Consider the following 15,310-nt stretch of genomic DNA (forward strand, 5'->3'; position numbering starts at 1 on the left):
CCACCTTGTGCGTCAGGAGGTCCGAAGTGACCAAATTCATCAGGCTGTTCGCAGCCACCCTCGCAGCGAGCCTTCATGTCTTCGCAGCGGCGGCAGACGACCCACCGTGGCCGGCCAGGCAGCCCATCCACATCATCGTGCCGGGAGGACCCGGCGGCGTGATCGACATTCGCGCGCGCTGGCTGGCCGATCGACTGGCGCCGGCGCTGGGTCAACGCGTCATCGTGGAGAACAAGCCCGGCGCTGGCGGCAACATCGGCACGGAGGCCGGTGCGCACAGTGCGCCGGACGGCTACACGCTGACGATCATTCACACGGGAACGATGACGGTCAACCCGCACCTGTACAGCCGCCCAGGCTATGACCCGCTGGCAGACTTCACGCCCATCACGCACCTTGGCGTCGCTCCCTTGCTCCTCGCGGTGCATCCGGATGTACCTGCGAACACGGTCGCCGAGCTGGTTCAACTTGCCAGAAAGAAACCGGGGACGCTGAGTTTTGGCTCACCTGGCATCGGCACGCCCCCCTATCTGGCCGGCGAGCTGTTCAAGCGCATGGCAGGTATCGATACCGTGCATGTGCCCTACAAAGGCGGAGGCCAGGCGGTGAGCGATCTGATCGCCGGCCACATCACCTACTCGATCGAGGGATTGACCGTTCAGTTGCCGCAGGTGAAGGCCGGACTCTTGCGCCCGCTGGCGGTGACGGGAACCCGGCGCGTCCCGTCGCTTCCCGATGTGCCGACGATGGCCGAGGCCGGTGTGCCGGGCTACGAGTTCGAGGGTTGGGTCGGCGTGGCGGTGCCCGCAGCCACGCCGAAGGCGATCGTCGACAGGCTGTACCGGGAGATGTACGGCATCCTCACGACCCCCGAGGCGCGTGCATGGTTCGCAGAAGTCGGTGCGGAACCCGGAGCGGATGCGCCGGACGTGTTCGCCGCATCGATCCGGACAGAACATGCCAAGTGGGGCAAGCTCATCCGCGACGGCGGTATCAAGCTCGAATAGCCGGGCAGGCCTGTTGCGCAACCAGGGGGGCATCCCATGACGCTGACCGCTACAACGACGCTCACCAAATCCGAGTCCGGATATGAACGATCGCGCCTGCTCGCGTTGATCAACGCCAACTGGACGACACAGGCGATCTCGGTGGCCGCGCAGCTTCACCTCGCCGAATGGCTGTGCGACGGACCGCGACCGCTGCACGAGCTGGCGGACAACACCTCATGCCACCCGCCTTCGCTGCTGCGCTTGCTGCGTGCGCTGGCGAGCCTGGGCGTGGTGGCGGAACTCGACGACGGGCGTTTCGCACTGACGGAACTCGGCGAGCTGCTGCAGCCCGAGGTGCCGGGCTCGCTCGCCGCATGGGCTCAGTTCTGCGGTACGAGCTCATGGACGGGCTGGGGCCAGTTGGCCGAGTGCGTGCGCACAGGCGAAAGCGTACGCAAGCGGCACCGGGGCGCTGACGGTTTCGATCACCTGCAGGAGGATCACGACGCCGCCCTTCTGTTCCATCGTGCCATGGTGTCGCTGACCGCTTCTGTCGCCGCGGCAGTGGTGCAATCCATCGATTTCTCCAGTGCCTGGCGCGTCGTCGATGTGGGCGGCGGATTCGGAGAGCTTCTCGCGGCCGTGCTTGGCGCCCATCCGCAATTGCGCGGCGTCCTGTTCGACCTTTCCCATGCGGTGGCCGGTGCCCGTGCCCGGCTTGCGGAGACTGGCGTGGCCGATCGCTGCGAGGTGGTGGCTGGAAGCTTCTTCGACAGCATGCCGACTGGCGCGGACATCTATCTGCTCAAAAGCGTTCTGCACGACTGGGACGACGACCGTTGCGCAGACATCCTTGGCAACTGCCGAAGTGTCATGGGTCCTCACGCAAGGCTTCTGGTGATCGAGAGGATCTTGTCGGATCGAATCACCGTCTCGCCTCACGATCAGGGCATTGCGCGATCTGATCTGAACATGCTGATTGGGACCGGTGGCCGTGAGCGTACGCAGGACCAGTTTCGGAACTTGCTTCGCCTCGCAGGCCTGCGCCACGCGGGATGCGTCGAGCTGAGCAATGGGTATAGCGCGCTCGAAGCCGTGGCAGCGTAGAAAGCGCGAGCCATTGCAGTCAAGGATGCTCAGCGTATCGCGGCTGCGATCGCTGGTTTCGACCGCAGTGCGAAGCACCTAATCCAGTTCCACATCCAGCAATCGGATGTATTGCTGGCCCCCGTGCATGTCGCGCTCCAACGCGCCACCCTGTGGGTGCCGCCGTGGATAGGAAATCTTCACGACAGACAGATCCGGTACCAGAAAGCGCTTGACCTGGGTCGGGTCGACATCGAACAGCGCACCGATGGAGGCAGGACGAAGCGCCACGGCCTCGGCATAGCGGTCGAAGGTCTCGCGGTCCGGGAACGACAGATCCACCGTGATCCAGAACGGCCCGGCGTTCTTGGAGCGCACGTGGCGACAGACTTCGCTGAGCTTAGGCATGTTGCAGTTCTCCCGCATCGACGAACTCGGTCCGCACCAGTTCAAGGGGATGTTCCACATGCACCACGTGGTTGAGCATGAACTCGTACACCGCACCGCGCTCGATCTCGGCGGGGGAGAACGGGAACGCATAGCTCGGCAAGGGCTGCTCGCGATCGAGCGGCATGTGGAAGAAGAGCGGATTGCAGGTCTTCGCGACCTGCGTCGCGAGTTCCTGCGTGGCCGCGGTCGCGACGAAGAGCAGGCCGACTTCGCGCGGTGAAGGCGTGCCCGGACCCATCGGCAGGCCCGACACGGCATTCCAGCCGTAGGTGCGCAGCGAGATATCGAAATGGCCTGCGCGCGCACCCATCGTGTCGTCGACGCGCCGCACCAGCTGCTCGTGCATCTGGTCGACGAATCGATCCAGTTCAGCGAGCACCTTGCGATCCTGGATGCCGATCAGCATGAGGGTCTGGAAGGCACCGGTGGACGCGCCCTCCAGCTTCATCGTGTAGGGTCTCGGCGTGAAGCGCGAGCCGGTGACACGCACGACGCGGTCATCGACCGCTGTGTAGCGCGCATTCGTCACGTCGAGCACGCCGCCCGGTTCGACCAGTTCGAACGGGTCGCTGTTCTCGTACAGCATGTGCGCTGACACGGTTTGCGGCGTGCATCGATTCGAGGTGCCGAGCGGTTCGACCTCGAAGGCATCCTTGCCGATGCGGATCATCACGCCACCGTCGCGCGAGCTGACGGTGCAAAGGCCACCGCACTCGGCGATCTTGCCGGCATGCCAGGCCGGGCCCGTACCCGCGCCGCGCAGCAACGGCAGCGCGGCGAGCACGGCGGTGTCGGTCGTGCGGCCACCGAGCACGATGTCGGCGCCGGCTTGCAGCGCCGCCATGTAGGGTTCGGGCCCCATCAGCGCAACGATATGCTCGCAGCGGCCGAAGAGTTCGGCCCCGGTGCTCGTCATGGGCGGCAGCGGCTCGACGCGACCGGCCTCGGCCCTCTCCCTCATCAGCGAGGGCTGTTGCTCCGAATACAACAGGGCAATGCGCGGATGCAGGCCGTTTTCCCGCGCGATTTCGAGGGCGATGTCGCGCGTCCAGTCGAGCGCCGCGTCGCAACCCGAAGTGCCGCACGACCCGACCAGCAACGGCAGGCCGGACCGGGCCTGCGCGCGCATGAGGATCGCCAGATCGGTCTTGACGGCATCGCGGGAGTACTTGGCGCGGCCGGTGGCCAGGTACGCGGGTCCGCTGTCGGTCGAGCCGGCGTCGCAGGCGATCGCGTGCGCCCCGGCGGCCAGGCCGGCGGCGACGTCCGATTCGCGCACGCCCGCGCCGAGCGCACCGGTCGGTACCAGCACGTTGACGGTGTCCTGAAGCCGTTCAGTCATGCGGCCTCCTTGCCACGCCGGTGGTTCTGGCGGCGCCTTCTTGCGCATCGATCTGTGCTCCTGTCATGGGTGTCTCCTGTAACGATGAAGAAAGCGAGGCGCAGCGCCGCGCCGACGAGGCACTTGGCATGCACCTCGTCGAAAGCAAAAAAAGAAACTGGTGTGCCGCTACTGGCCGCCGAGCCGCGCGAGGATCATGAGCCGGACCTGGTCGACGTGGTCGTGCATGGCCTTCCGGGCGCCCTCCGCATCCCCCGCGATCAGCGCATCGATGATGGCCAGGTGCTCGGCGCAGACGGTCTTTCGTCGAATGGGGAGCCGGCCGAACCTGAACATCGCCGTGCGCGTCCTGAGGTCGGCGATGACCTGCTGCAACACGGGATTGCCGCTGGCCGTCGCGATCAGCGCATGCAGGTCGCGATCGCTGGCCGCGAATTCCGGCGTGACAGCGTCTTCCGGCAATTGCAGCGCCTCGCCGATGCGACGCTTGAGCTGCTCGAGCTCGGCAACCGGCACCCGGCCGGCGGCGAGCCGTGCGGCCTCGCCTTCGACCAGGCGGCGCACGTTGAGGATGTGCATGTACTCCTCGACGGGCAACGCGCGCACGACGAGGGCGCCGTTGCGCTGGCGCTCGAGGAGGCGCTCGCCCTCCAGGCGGCGCACGGCTTCTCGCAGCGGAGTCCGGGAGATGCCGAGCTGGAGCGCGATCTGGCGCTCGGTCACCACCTCGTTGGGTGCCAGCTCGCCGCTCAGCAGCATCCCCATCATGGCCTTGTGGGCGCGCTCCGAAAGGGCCAGCGCCGGCTCGGTGGCTTGGATCGCGTCGGATTCGACGGGAGTTTTTGCATTCATGGGACGCGAGTGTAGGCGTTAATTCCCGCTGCGTCCAGTTGGTATACCACTTGCGCAACGAAGGTACATTTGTGATACTCAGCCGCCTCAGGAGACAACATCGCATGACCCACAGATCCACCCGCCTTCTCGCCGCCAGCATGGCGCTGGCCAGCCTCTTTGCCATCGCGGCGCCTGTCCGAGCACAAGGCGACTTCCCCGCCAAGACGGTGCGCATCGTCATCGGCACGCCGCCCGGCGACTCCGCCGACGCCAATGCACGCTCGCTCGCGACCAAGCTGGCGACCCTGACCGGCCAGCCCTTCTTCGTCGACAACAAGCCCGGGGCGCACGGCATCATTGCTGCCGAGGCGGCGAAGAACGCGGCCCCTGACGGCTACACGCTGTTGCTGTCCACCGGGGGGCCGATGGCGATCAATCCGTCGCTTTACAAGAAGCTGCCCTACGACACGCTGAAGTCCTTCGAGCCGATCGTGCCGATGTCGACCGGACCGCTCTACCTGGTGGTCAACAACAACCTGCCGGTGAAGAACGTCAAGGAGCTGGTGGCGTACGCCAAGGCGAACCCGGGAAAGCTCAGCTACGGCTCGGGCGGCAGCGGCACCACCCAGCACCTGGCGATGGAAACGCTCAAGAAGACGATGGGGCTGGACATGGTCCATGTGCCGTACAAGGGCTCGCCCATCGTGCTGCAGGATTTGATCGGTGGGCAGATCCAGCTGGCATTCGATGCCGGCGCCTCCATCCTGCCGCAGATCCGCAACGGCAAGGTGCGGCTGATCGGCGTGGCCTCCGATGCCCGCTCGCCCAATGCGCCGGACACGCCGACACTGACCGAGCAAGGCGTGCCGGCCTTCCGCGCGGTCGTGTGGTCCGGACTGTTCGCGCCAGCCGGTACCTCGCCCGCGGTGGTCGCCAAGCTGAACGACCTGGTCAATCAGGCGTTGCGTGATCCGGCCTTTGCCGAGCAGATGCGCGCCCAGGGCGGCGAGCCTGCGGGCGGCAGCAGCGCCGAGTTCCGCACCTTCCTCGCAGCGGAGATCGCGCGCTGGTCCAAGGCGGTCGCGGCCTCCGGCGCCACCGTCGACTGAGGCGTCATGCGAAGTTGGCTTATCGCACTCGTTGCCGCGGCTTGCCTCGCCGCAGGCTGCGCCTCACCCGGTGCGCAGAAAAGCAACCCGCGCGAAGTGTTCTTTGTCGGCGGCACCTACGTCGGCGAAACGGGCAAGGAAGTCATGCGGGGCGCCATGTACGTGGAGCACCTGCGACCACCCAGGACGACGCGCAGCTACCCGCTGGTGCTGATCTCCGGCACCGCGCAGACGGCCGTCAACTGGATGACCACGCCGGACGGACGCACGGGCTGGGCCCAGTACTTCGTGGAACAGGGGTACGAGGTCTACCTGGTGGACCAACCCGCGCGAGGTCGCTCGGCCTGGCATCCGGGGATCGATGGCGAACTGCGCAACTTCCCGGTCGCGACGGTGGAGGCTCTCTTCACCGCATCGAGCGGCGATTGGCCGCAAGCCAGGCTGCATACGCAGTGGCCGGGCACCGGGCGCCGGGGTGATCCAGTCTTCGACCAGTTCTATGCAAGCCAGGTCGAATATGTCGGATCGAACGTCGCCACGCAGACAGCGATGCAGGCGGCTGGCGTCGCCTTGCTCGAGCGCATCGGTCCCGCCGTCCTGATCACGCATTCACAGGCCGGCCCCTTTGGTTGGTTGATCGCGGATGCGCGACCGCAACTGGTGAAGGGCATCGTTGCTGTCGAGCCTCAAGGTCCGCCCATTCAGTCGGGCAATCGGAGGACCGCCGCTTGGGGTGTCGCTGATATCGCGATGACGTACGCGCCGCCCATCACGAAGGCGAGTGACCTGCAGCTCGAGCAGCAGGCCGCGGCCGACGCGCCAGGACTGCAGACATGCTGGATGCAGCAGGAGCCCGCGCGCCAATTGCCAAGGCTCCGGGGCATTCCGATTGCGGTGGTGGCCACCGAGGCCAGTTATCACGCGCCCTTCGACCATTGCACGGTGCGCTGGCTGGTGCAGGCCGGTGCCGAAATCGATTCCATTCGCCTCGCCGACCTCGGCATCCATGGCAACGGCCACATGGTGATGCTCGAGAAGAACAACCTCGACGTCGCAGCCGTGTTGAGCAACTGGGTCAGCCGTCTGCCCGGGAACGTTGTCAGCCATTGACGGACGCGAAATCCCTAAGCCTGGGCACGCTCGCGCCCCGAAGCTGTCTTCGCCTTGGGCGCATGCCGCGCCCGCCCACGCATGGGCGTGGCCTTCGACAAGACTTGGAGCGCGGGGCTGTAGGGGAGGCGCCCCTCACCGGTGCCCAGTTTGAAAGCCGAGACTGCCGCCGCCAAACCGGCCGCTTGATGCTTGAGGCTCTCCGCCGCCGCAGCACTCTCCTCGACCAACGCGGCGTTCTGCTGCGTCACCTGGTCGAGCTGAGTGACTGCGTGGCCGATCTGCCCCATTCCCGTGCTCTGCTCGGCACTGGAGGCGCTGATTTCGGCGATCAGATCGCTCACGCGCTGGACCTGCATCACGATCTCGCCCATCGACCGACCCGCTTCGCCCACGAGCTGAGCCCCGCTCTCCACCTTGTCGACGCTTTCCCCGATCAGGGCTTTGATCTCCCTGGCCGCCAGCGCGCTGCGCTGTGCGAGGTTGCGCACCTCGCCCGCGACGACCGCGAAGCCACGGCCCTGTTCACCGGCACGGGCCGCCTCCACCGCGGCGTTGAGCGCAAGGATGTTGGTCTGGAACGCGATCCCGTCGATGACGCCGATGATCTCGGCAATCTTCCTGGACGACTGGCTGATCACGTCCATCGTGGAGACCACGCGTTCGACCACCTCGCCCCCTTGCCTGGCGGCTTCCGAGCAACCGGTGGCGAGCTGGTTTGCCTGGCGGGCGGTCTCGGCGTTTTGCTTGACGGTGGACGTCAGCTGCTCCATCGACGCAGCTGTCTGCTGAAGGTTGTTGGCTTGTTCCTCGGTCCGCTGCGACAGGTCGGCGTTGCCAGTGGCAATCTGGGCGGAACCGGTGGCAATCGAATCGGAACTGTTGCGGACCTGGCCGACGATGGTCACCAAGCTGTCGTTCATTTTCTTCAGGGCGGTCAGCAGTTGCCCCGTCTCGTCGGCACTGGCGCTGTGCACGACGGAGGTGAGATCGCCGGCCGCAACAGTCTCGGCAACCTTGACGGCCTGGGCGATGGGTACCGTGATCGAGCGCGTCACCAGCAGGCCCGCAAGCGCAGCCGCCATGAATGCAGCCAGGCATGAGATCACCAGCACGTTGCGCTCGCTTGCGTACAGGGAACCGGCCTCCTGTATCAACTCTTGCGAGCGCCCTTCGGTGAACTTGGCATAGTTGTTGGTCGCTTCGATCAGCGCCGCCAAGAGCGGCCGACACTCGTCATCCATCCTGGCAATGGCTTCGGCTTTCCTGCCCTTGAGCGCAAGATCGACGATGGCCAGGGCCACGGGTCCGTAGGACTGCTCGACCTTGTCGATCTCGGCGACGAGACTGCGCGCCCTGTCACTCGCATCGGCCGCCATGACCATCTTCTTCAGCTGCGCCAAGCTCGACTTGACGTCCTCGTGTGCCGCGTTGACCAGCGCCTTCTCGACCTCGAAATCCGCGGGCTTCGTGACCAGCACGAGGTTTCGGGCCGCGAGGGCGCGCCGATCCACGGCCGTGCGAACCTGGTCCGCCATCTTGGCTCGGGCGTTGATGCCGTTGACATACAGGTCGAAGCGCGCACTGGCATCGGCCAGCGCCATGAGAGAGAGGCCCGAAATCAATAGAACCACGGCCAGGACCACGGCGAATGCGGCGCCCAGACGGGCCGCGATTTTCATGCGAGTAAGGATGTTCATGGATGCCGATCTCCAAAAGGTTGAGGGCAAGACGGGTGTGCCGCCCGCACCGCGAGCGACCGGTGGTGCTGGTCTGCTCCGGCTTGGCCGCGAAAGCGTCTTGGCTCCTTGGCTATCGGCCTCATTCGACAAAACTTTACGTATAAATTTACAAAACCACATTCAAGAGAACCCGGCAAATCCGACCTTGTGATCATCGAATATGCTTCGACGCATGGCCAAGAGCACCGCTACCAAGTCCCCTCGCGAACGAGCCGCAAGCGCGGACCAGCCGCGCGACCGGGTTCGACCGTCAGCACGTCCCCGCGTCAGGCGCGGCAACGTCGAAGACGCGATGAAACTGAAGGCGGAGTTCACGCAAGCGGCGCTCGAGGCCTTCACGGAGGGCGGGCTGGAGGCAGTCTCCATCCGCGTGGTTGCAGAGCGCGTCGGGGTGTCGCTCATGACACCGTATCGATACTTCGAAAGCAAGTCCGCCTTGCTCGCCAGCCTGTGGGAGCACGTCCTTCATGGTCTGTACGACGCCATGAAGAATGCGGCGGAGAGCGCGGCGAGCGGCCGGGCTCGAGTGGCGGCTACGACGGATGCCTTCCTCACGTTTTGGGAGACCCATCCGGATGAATATCTTCTGGTTCATCAGACACAGAAGCACGCCGCGCACCGAACCGAGCGCCCAGGGGCCGAACAGGCACCCGTGTATGCACAACTGCTCGCGCTCCTTCGACGCAACACCGCCGAATTTGCCGCAGAGCTCGGAACAGGCCTGAAGCACGCCAAGCTGGCGGACGACGTGAGCGTCACGATGATGTATGGGTACCTGAACGCTTCACTCCTCAACCGTCGGTACCCTTGGGGCGATATGGTGACGTTGCGCGCGACCGTGATCCGTCAGATCGTGGCCGCCGTGGAGCAATGCCTGCTCGAAGGACCGGCGCGCTCGCCGAAGAAGTAGCCGCGGGACTCTGGCAGCGTGCAGTAGGCCGGCAACCCGGATAGGCCGCCCTGGCGGCAGGGACCATGAACGTGTCGATCACTGGGAGAGGTGATTGTGCATGCCGCATGTCGTTTCAGACATCGCACTGCTGCGCAATGTGCCTGGCCTGCTCCTCGCGCTGTTGCGCCGTGAGTTCGCGCAGTTCAATGCGCTCGAGGTGGGCGAGGATTTGACGCCGCTTTGAATGGTCGCCGTCGGCTTCCGCCTCGAGCAAGCGATTGCGCAATTCGATGACATCTTTGTGCTGGCGCATTTCGCTGGTCGACCTGCATGTCTCCGTGGTGAGTCAATATTTGATGAGAACCGCGTCCTCAAAATCAGCCTTGCCTTGCGCTCGATGCCGGCACGTGCTGGTTTCAATTTATGAATCGTACACGTAAGTTTATGTATACACCGTATGGGTTTTTCCTAATCCGGGACAACGATGGCGCCGCCCAATCAGAACCCCGCGCGGCGAGACGGCGGCTGAGCAGCGATGAGCGACTGACGATCAGCGTTCTTACCGCCTACCCGCGCCATGGGGTGATGCGCGGTAGCCATCGCCTCACGTTCGCCCGGTAGCGCTTGTACTCGTCGCCGAACTGCTCGCTCAGCGCAGGCTCTTCGTAGGCTACAACGAACAAGAAGAATCCGGCCCACACGAGCGCGCCGTACTCCAGCACCGTGACGCTCCCGAACAGGAGGCCCTGGCCGGCGATCAACGCCGTGACTGCGACGTACATCGGATTGCGGACATAGCGATAGAGCCCGGTGACGACGAGGCGCTTGGGAGGCATCACGGGCGCCGGTGTGCCGAGGCCCTGCAACGCGAAGCGAGCGAACGAATCGAGCAAGATGGGCAACCCGGCGACGATCAGGGCCGCGCCGAGGACGCGCGCGATCGGGAACAGCGGAGGCGCGAAGTGCCAGTGCGTGAGGTACCAAGGGACGTACACGGCGAGCGTGCCCGGCGCAATGACCAGGAAGATGGCGGAACCGATGATCGCGGCGGCGCGGTGCACGATAGGATCAGGTACTCGAAACAACGGGCGCCTCGAAAGTCGCTCGCACGGAGCGGGCAGCTTCATGCACGCTGCTGCTGATTCGCAGCGCACCCCGCCCAACATTATTAGCCCACATCAACCGTCTTTGTCACCCGGCTCGCAGGGGTGACCGCAATGTGCCGAAGCGGGCATTGGTTTGTGCAAAACAGAGGCTAAGCGGACGGGTGCGTTCGTTCGGGCCTCACATCAAAGTCATCATCTTCAAAGATGTGCATGCTCTCAGGACGCCGCATTTGTCGGCGCTTGAACAGCCTGGCGCGCTCACCCTTCTTGGAGTATTTCGACAGCGCCGCAAGACGAGCGAGTTCCTCGGTGGATTCCTTCACTGTCCCGATGTATCCGACATCGGGAGCGTGCACGAATACCCACCACTCACGCGGCGGAATGCTCATGGCTTGGTAGCGGTTGGGGATGGCTTGCGCATAACTGAAATCAAAAAGAAGAAAGTGCTCGCGAGCGTGCACTCCTTCTGGGATCGGCGATCGGCGATCGGCGATCGGCGCTCACGATGGCACTGAATCTTGCCGCGAGGGACACCCGGGCGCCCCCTCCTTGACGGAGGGGGCGGCACCTGCGATCGGCCGGTAGATTTGCAGCGGCGGCGGGATCGCTGGATTGGCCGGGTCGTACGACGGCCTCTGACTCATGGGGAATTGGTTCATGAAAATGCCTGCATCGATGGCTGTACCGAAGAGCGCGGAAGGAGTGGGTGCGAGACGTTCTCTGGCAATCGAGGTCTTCTTCGATTTCGTCTGCCCGTGGTGCCTGATCGGCAAGCGGCATGCGGACGCCGCAGCGCGCAAACTTGCCGAACTGCGGCAGGATGTCCATCTCGAAGTTTTCTGGCGGTCGCATGTCTTGCTTCCGGACACCCCAGAAGGTGGCGTGCCTTATCAGGCCTTCTATCTGGCGCGTCTGGGCAGTTCCGAAGCCGTCACCATGCGCCGCGCGCAGGTGCAGCAGGCCGGCAACGCTGCGGGAGTCCAGTTTGCCTTTGATCGAATCCAGGTCTTGCCGAACACGGCCAGGGCTCACGCATTGATCGAGCGCACCGACAAGACTCAGCAGGCGAAGCTGGTCGATCGCATCTTCACGGCCTACTTCCTCGAGGGGAAGGACATCGGTGATTGCTCCGTGCTTGAGCGTCTGGCGCTGGAATGCGGACTACAGCCAGACGTCAGCGGCAGCCTCGGGGGCGATGAATCGTGCGCCGGCGGGAGGAGCCCTGTGGCCACCTGCTATCCGGTCCAGGGAGTGCCATTCTTTGTGCTCGACGGGTCGTTGGCATTCTCGGGCGCAATGCCCTCCGAGACGATGCTGGACGCCATCTTGCAGGCGCTTGACGCGTAGACGGCCATGTCTGCGCGGTGGCCCCGAGGCACTCGACTATCCAATGGTCCCATGCGCCCGCCCAGACATTCGGACGGGCTGCGGTCAGCAGGCAAAGCGCGTACTTGGCGGCGCCGCGCCCGCCTGCGCAGCGCCCGATCTGCGTCATTGAGGGCTGACGGAGTAGCGCACCACCACACCGGCCGGATCGAAGTAGACGTAGAACAGATACGGCAGGTAGTTCTGCTGTATGTGCCAGCTCCAGATCGTGCCGTCGAAGGAATCAACTCGCGTCACTTGAAAGGGCTTTCCATAGGTCCGCAAGATGTCTGCCTCGCGCCATTTGCCAATTTGGATCGGGTTGTTGACCAACGGCGCGGCGAGTTCGGAGCGCACGGCCACTACTTGTCCAGCCGCATTCAGATCGACGTTGTTGACCTCGTATCCATATGGCTCGGTTGAATACTGCAAGCGCTCGCCGCCATCGGGCAGTGGGTAGGTGGCAGTCGGCTTGCCCAACTGCTGCAGGGCCTGGGCGCGCGAAGAGCCGACGGCCAGTCGGGACGGATCGCTGGCGCAAGCGGCCAGCAACAGGGCCAGGACCGGTGGCAACAAGTGCAGGTGGAAGGCTTTCACGGGCGTCTCCATGTCGAAGCTCGGACAGCTGTCATCGTAGCGCGCCCCGGCGCAACCCAAGTCGGCCAAGACCAGAGGGGCAGGGCTCTGCCAGAATTTCGGCTCCTACCCACGTTCCACCAGACGCCATCAATGCGCCGTGTGCTCTTTATCTGCAGCCGGAACAGGCTCCGCAGCCCCACCGCCGAGAGCATGTTCGCGGCGCCTGACATCGAGACGGACTCCGCCGGCCTCGCGCCCGACGCAGACTGCGTATTGAGCGCCGAACAGGTTGAATGGGCGGACCTGATTTTCGTGATGGAGAAGCAGCACCGGTTGAAGCTCAGGCAGCGCTTCGCGGCGTCCTTGCAGGGAAAGAAAGTTGTGTGCCTGGATGTTCCCGACCGTTTCCAGTTCATGCAGCCTGAACTCGTCACACTGCTGCGGCGGAAGGTCGGTCAACACTTGCGTTAGCGTGCTCAGGAGGAACAGTCCATGTTGCCGGTCCACATTGTTCAGCGCCAGTTCGAGGCTTACAACGCACACGACCTCAGTGCGTTCCTGGCGACCTACGCCGAGAATGCGGCGCTGTATCGAGCGCCATCCACCGAGCCGGTCGCGTCCGGCAAGGCTGCCATCTCCGAGCTCTATGCGACCAAAGTCTTTGCCGTAATGAACCATCGAGCCGAGCTTCTCGGTCGAATGGTGTGCGGGACCAAGGTCGTCGACCACGAGCGTGTGTTCGGCTTGCGAGAACAGCCATTCGAGGTTGTGGCGGTCTACCACGTCGCAGACGGGCTCATCGAACGCGTTTGGCTATTTCCTGAGGAATGAATGCAAAGCAACTGCACCGTCCACGGCTGTGGCTGTGGCACAGGTCAGCCGGCTCCGGACTTTCGAGGCTGAGGCAGAATTTGCCATGTAGAAGTCATTCGCTCGACGGCAGTTTGCGCTTCTCCACAAAAAGTCTTGCCGAGGCCTATGGGGACGCAGACCTCAGGGGGAGGTTCCTGCATAAGGGCGACCTGATTCGCGTCTGGTACTCGACGACGGAGCAGTGGCAGCAACCTCCGATGCCGTGCGGCATCGCTGGCGCTGTGTTCGCCGCCCAGGTGTTCTTCGACAAGACCACATGGAAGTTGCCCGACGTCGAGAAACTCAAGCGACTGCCGTCGGCGTACCCCTCAACAACGGAGAAACTTCATGGCCGCACGCAAGGCATCCGCTGCGAAGATCAAGATTAGCACGATGAAGACCCGAATCGGGCCGCTTCAGTTCACGCACGAGTTCACGAACGGCTATCCGACCGAGGCGACTGTCGAGAAGCTGTACGACGAGCGTGATTTCCAGCGCGCCTGCCAACTCTATTTGTGGTCGCTGCCAGCGGTTTCCATGGCCGAATGGCAGCGCGGCCTGGCCTCGTTCGGCGCAGGCTTTGGCACCGTCGGGGCGGCCGTCACTTTCGACGACAAGCTCGGCATCATGACGCCGAACGGGACCACACCGTACTACCTCAGCTTTCTCGATCTGGCCAAGGGCCCCGTGGTGGTCGACCTGCCGCCCGGCGTGCGAGGCGGCATCATCGACGGCTGGCAATTCAACGTCACCGATACCGCCAGGCCGGCCAAATACCTGTTGATCGGTCCCGGACAGGATGCGCCGGCCGATACCAAAGGCTACGAGGTCCGTCTCACCGCGACGAACCTATGCATGGTCGGCTTGCGCATCACTTCGACCGACCCAAAGGAAGGCGCGGCCCAGCTCGCGCGCTTCAGCGTCTACCCGTATGCCAGGCGCAGCGCCCTGCCCAAGACGCGCTTTGTCTCACCCAAGGGCAAGGCATGGAGCGGCGTACCGCGCCGCGACATGGGCTATTGGGAGCGCCTCGACGAGGTCGTGCAGCGCGAGCCGATCAACCCCCGCGACGTCTTCTTCCACGACATGCTGAAGCCGCTCGGCATCGAGAAAGGCAAGCGCTTCAAGCCCGATGTGCGGCAGACAAAGATCCTGGCGGAGGCAGTGGTCGTGGGCGAAGCGATGGCGCGCGCCAACACCTTCGAGCGCCGCTTCGCTGGCATGATGTACCGGCCGCGCACGCAGTGGCACTATGCGTTGCAACTCGACGCCGACAATCCCGCCGCGTTCTGGAACCTGCTCGACCAGCGCGCATCGTGGTTCTACGAAGCGGTCTCGGCCAGTCCTGACATGGCGCCCAAGCGGCCCGGCCCTTCTTCGGCTTATCTGGGAGCGTATAAGGACAAAGCAGGCCAGTGGCTCGACGGCGGGCGCAGCTATCGCCTGCGCGTGCCGCCGAATGCGCCGATGAAGCTGTTCTGGTCGGTGACGCTGTACGACGTCTCCACGCGCTCCCTGCTGGTCAACAAGCAGAAGATCGCCGACCGCTCGTCGCGGATGCCACTGCAAGCCAACAAGGATGGCTCGATCGACGTCTACTGCTCGCCCAAGGCGCCGCCGGGACTCGAAAGCAACTGGATTCCCACCGTGCCGGGCAAATCATGGTTCGCCTACTTTCGGCTTTACGAGCCAACGGAAGCATACTTCGATCGCACTTGGCCGCTTGGCGACTTTGTCGAAGCAAGTTGATTCCCGGGAAGGTCAGACTTCTCCACCGAGAGCGTCCCCGTCCAGCCAGCGCTATCAAACGCACGATCAATCAAGTCTGGAAGGTCTGCTCTTCACACGCGCGGG

At 64.3% G+C, this 15,310-nt stretch carries 19 protein-coding genes; 12 read left to right on the forward strand and 7 right to left on the reverse strand.

Features of this window, described 5'->3' with window-relative positions:
• Window positions 1-26: 26 nt before the first annotated feature.
• Entirely contained in the window at window positions 27-1,007 is a 981-nt protein-coding gene (locus ACSFBL_RS02170; RefSeq protein ID WP_435514093.1) for a Bug family tripartite tricarboxylate transporter substrate binding protein, read from the forward strand.
• A 36-nt stretch (window positions 1,008-1,043) separates the two neighbouring features.
• Entirely contained in the window at window positions 1,044-2,096 is a 1,053-nt protein-coding gene (locus tag ACSFBL_RS02175) for a methyltransferase (RefSeq protein ID WP_435514094.1), read from the forward strand.
• A gap of 78 nt (window positions 2,097-2,174) precedes the next feature.
• Here ACSFBL_RS02175 and ACSFBL_RS02180 read toward each other — a convergent pair whose 3' ends face one another.
• The 3 genes from ACSFBL_RS02180 to ACSFBL_RS02190 form a co-directional block, all read right to left on the reverse strand.
• Entirely contained in the window at window positions 2,175-2,483 is a 309-nt protein-coding gene (locus ACSFBL_RS02180; RefSeq protein ID WP_435514095.1) for a DUF4387 domain-containing protein, read from the reverse strand.
• Complete coding sequence (locus ACSFBL_RS02185; protein ID WP_435514096.1) at window positions 2,476-3,867, reverse strand: acyclic terpene utilization AtuA family protein; 1,392 nt, start codon at window positions 3,865-3,867, stop codon at window positions 2,476-2,478. The genes ACSFBL_RS02180 and ACSFBL_RS02185 overlap by 8 nt, the downstream gene beginning before the upstream one ends.
• A gap of 168 nt (window positions 3,868-4,035) precedes the next feature.
• Window positions 4,036-4,719, reverse strand: coding sequence for a GntR family transcriptional regulator (locus tag ACSFBL_RS02190; RefSeq protein WP_435514097.1), 684 nt, complete (start codon window positions 4,717-4,719; stop codon window positions 4,036-4,038).
• A gap of 104 nt (window positions 4,720-4,823) precedes the next feature.
• Here ACSFBL_RS02190 and ACSFBL_RS02195 point away from each other — a divergent pair, with 104 nt between their 5' ends.
• Window positions 4,824-5,810, forward strand: coding sequence for a Bug family tripartite tricarboxylate transporter substrate binding protein (locus ACSFBL_RS02195; RefSeq protein WP_435514098.1), 987 nt, complete (start codon window positions 4,824-4,826; stop codon window positions 5,808-5,810).
• A gap of 6 nt (window positions 5,811-5,816) precedes the next feature.
• A complete protein-coding gene (locus tag ACSFBL_RS02200; RefSeq protein WP_435514099.1) occupies window positions 5,817-6,920 on the forward strand; it encodes an alpha/beta hydrolase in 1,104 nt (367 codons plus the stop codon).
• 14 nt (window positions 6,921-6,934) lie between these two features.
• On the opposite strand, the gene ACSFBL_RS02205 is transcribed toward ACSFBL_RS02200, so the two are convergent.
• A complete protein-coding gene (locus tag ACSFBL_RS02205; RefSeq protein WP_435514100.1) occupies window positions 6,935-8,782 on the reverse strand; it encodes a methyl-accepting chemotaxis protein in 1,848 nt (615 codons plus the stop codon).
• A gap of 172 nt (window positions 8,783-8,954) precedes the next feature.
• Between ACSFBL_RS02205 and ACSFBL_RS02210 the strand changes: the two genes are divergently transcribed.
• The 3 genes from ACSFBL_RS02210 (at window position 8,955) to ACSFBL_RS02220 (ending at window position 9,981) form a co-directional block, all read left to right on the forward strand.
• Window positions 8,955-9,572 (forward strand): TetR/AcrR family transcriptional regulator, encoded by a 618-nt coding sequence (locus ACSFBL_RS02210; RefSeq protein ID WP_435514101.1) that lies wholly within the window; start codon window positions 8,955-8,957, stop codon window positions 9,570-9,572.
• A 100-nt stretch (window positions 9,573-9,672) separates the two neighbouring features.
• On the forward strand, window positions 9,673-9,798 hold the full coding sequence (locus ACSFBL_RS02215) for a hypothetical protein (protein WP_435514102.1): 126 nt from the start codon (window positions 9,673-9,675) through the stop codon (window positions 9,796-9,798).
• Window positions 9,799-9,981 (forward strand): hypothetical protein, encoded by a 183-nt coding sequence (locus ACSFBL_RS02220; protein WP_435514103.1) that lies wholly within the window; start codon window positions 9,799-9,801, stop codon window positions 9,979-9,981.
• 139 nt (window positions 9,982-10,120) lie between these two features.
• On the opposite strand, the gene ACSFBL_RS02225 is transcribed toward ACSFBL_RS02220, so the two are convergent.
• Both ACSFBL_RS02225 and ACSFBL_RS02230 read right to left on the reverse strand, forming a co-directional pair.
• A complete protein-coding gene (locus tag ACSFBL_RS02225; RefSeq protein WP_435514104.1) occupies window positions 10,121-10,615 on the reverse strand; it encodes a methyltransferase family protein in 495 nt (164 codons plus the stop codon).
• Between the two features lie 194 nt (window positions 10,616-10,809).
• Window positions 10,810-11,121, reverse strand: coding sequence for a hypothetical protein (locus tag ACSFBL_RS02230; protein ID WP_435514105.1), 312 nt, complete (start codon window positions 11,119-11,121; stop codon window positions 10,810-10,812).
• Window positions 11,122-11,317: 196 nt separating this feature from the next.
• Here ACSFBL_RS02230 and ACSFBL_RS02235 point away from each other — a divergent pair, with 196 nt between their 5' ends.
• Complete coding sequence (locus ACSFBL_RS02235) at window positions 11,318-12,007, forward strand: DsbA family oxidoreductase (protein WP_435514106.1); 690 nt, start codon at window positions 11,318-11,320, stop codon at window positions 12,005-12,007.
• Window positions 12,008-12,151: 144 nt separating this feature from the next.
• Here the strand turns inward: ACSFBL_RS02235 and ACSFBL_RS02240 are convergent, their stop codons facing one another.
• Entirely contained in the window at window positions 12,152-12,622 is a 471-nt protein-coding gene (locus ACSFBL_RS02240; protein ID WP_435514107.1) for a hypothetical protein, read from the reverse strand.
• Between the two features lie 132 nt (window positions 12,623-12,754).
• Here ACSFBL_RS02240 and ACSFBL_RS02245 point away from each other — a divergent pair, with 132 nt between their 5' ends.
• The 4 genes from ACSFBL_RS02245 to ACSFBL_RS02260 are packed head-to-tail and all read left to right on the forward strand — an operon-like array spanning window position 12,755 to window position 15,205.
• Window positions 12,755-13,075: a low molecular weight protein tyrosine phosphatase family protein gene (locus tag ACSFBL_RS02245; protein ID WP_435514108.1), complete on the forward strand. Its 321-nt coding sequence runs from the start codon at window positions 12,755-12,757 to the stop codon at window positions 13,073-13,075.
• 21 nt (window positions 13,076-13,096) lie between these two features.
• The gene (locus tag ACSFBL_RS02250; protein ID WP_435514109.1) at window positions 13,097-13,435 is read left to right on the forward strand and encodes a nuclear transport factor 2 family protein; all 339 of its coding nucleotides are present in this window, start codon (window positions 13,097-13,099) and stop codon (window positions 13,433-13,435) included.
• Window positions 13,432-13,845 (forward strand): hypothetical protein, encoded by a 414-nt coding sequence (locus tag ACSFBL_RS02255; RefSeq protein WP_435514110.1) that lies wholly within the window; start codon window positions 13,432-13,434, stop codon window positions 13,843-13,845. The genes ACSFBL_RS02250 and ACSFBL_RS02255 overlap by 4 nt, the downstream gene beginning before the upstream one ends.
• Window positions 13,846-13,849: 4 nt before the next feature.
• The gene (locus ACSFBL_RS02260) at window positions 13,850-15,205 is read left to right on the forward strand and encodes a DUF1254 domain-containing protein (RefSeq protein ID WP_435514111.1); all 1,356 of its coding nucleotides are present in this window, start codon (window positions 13,850-13,852) and stop codon (window positions 15,203-15,205) included.
• The last annotated feature ends 105 nt before the right edge of the window (window positions 15,206-15,310 follow it).

Origin of the sequence: Variovorax glacialis, from assembly GCF_051216375.1 — a bacterium.
GTDB lineage: Bacteria > Pseudomonadota > Gammaproteobacteria > Burkholderiales > Burkholderiaceae_C > Variovorax.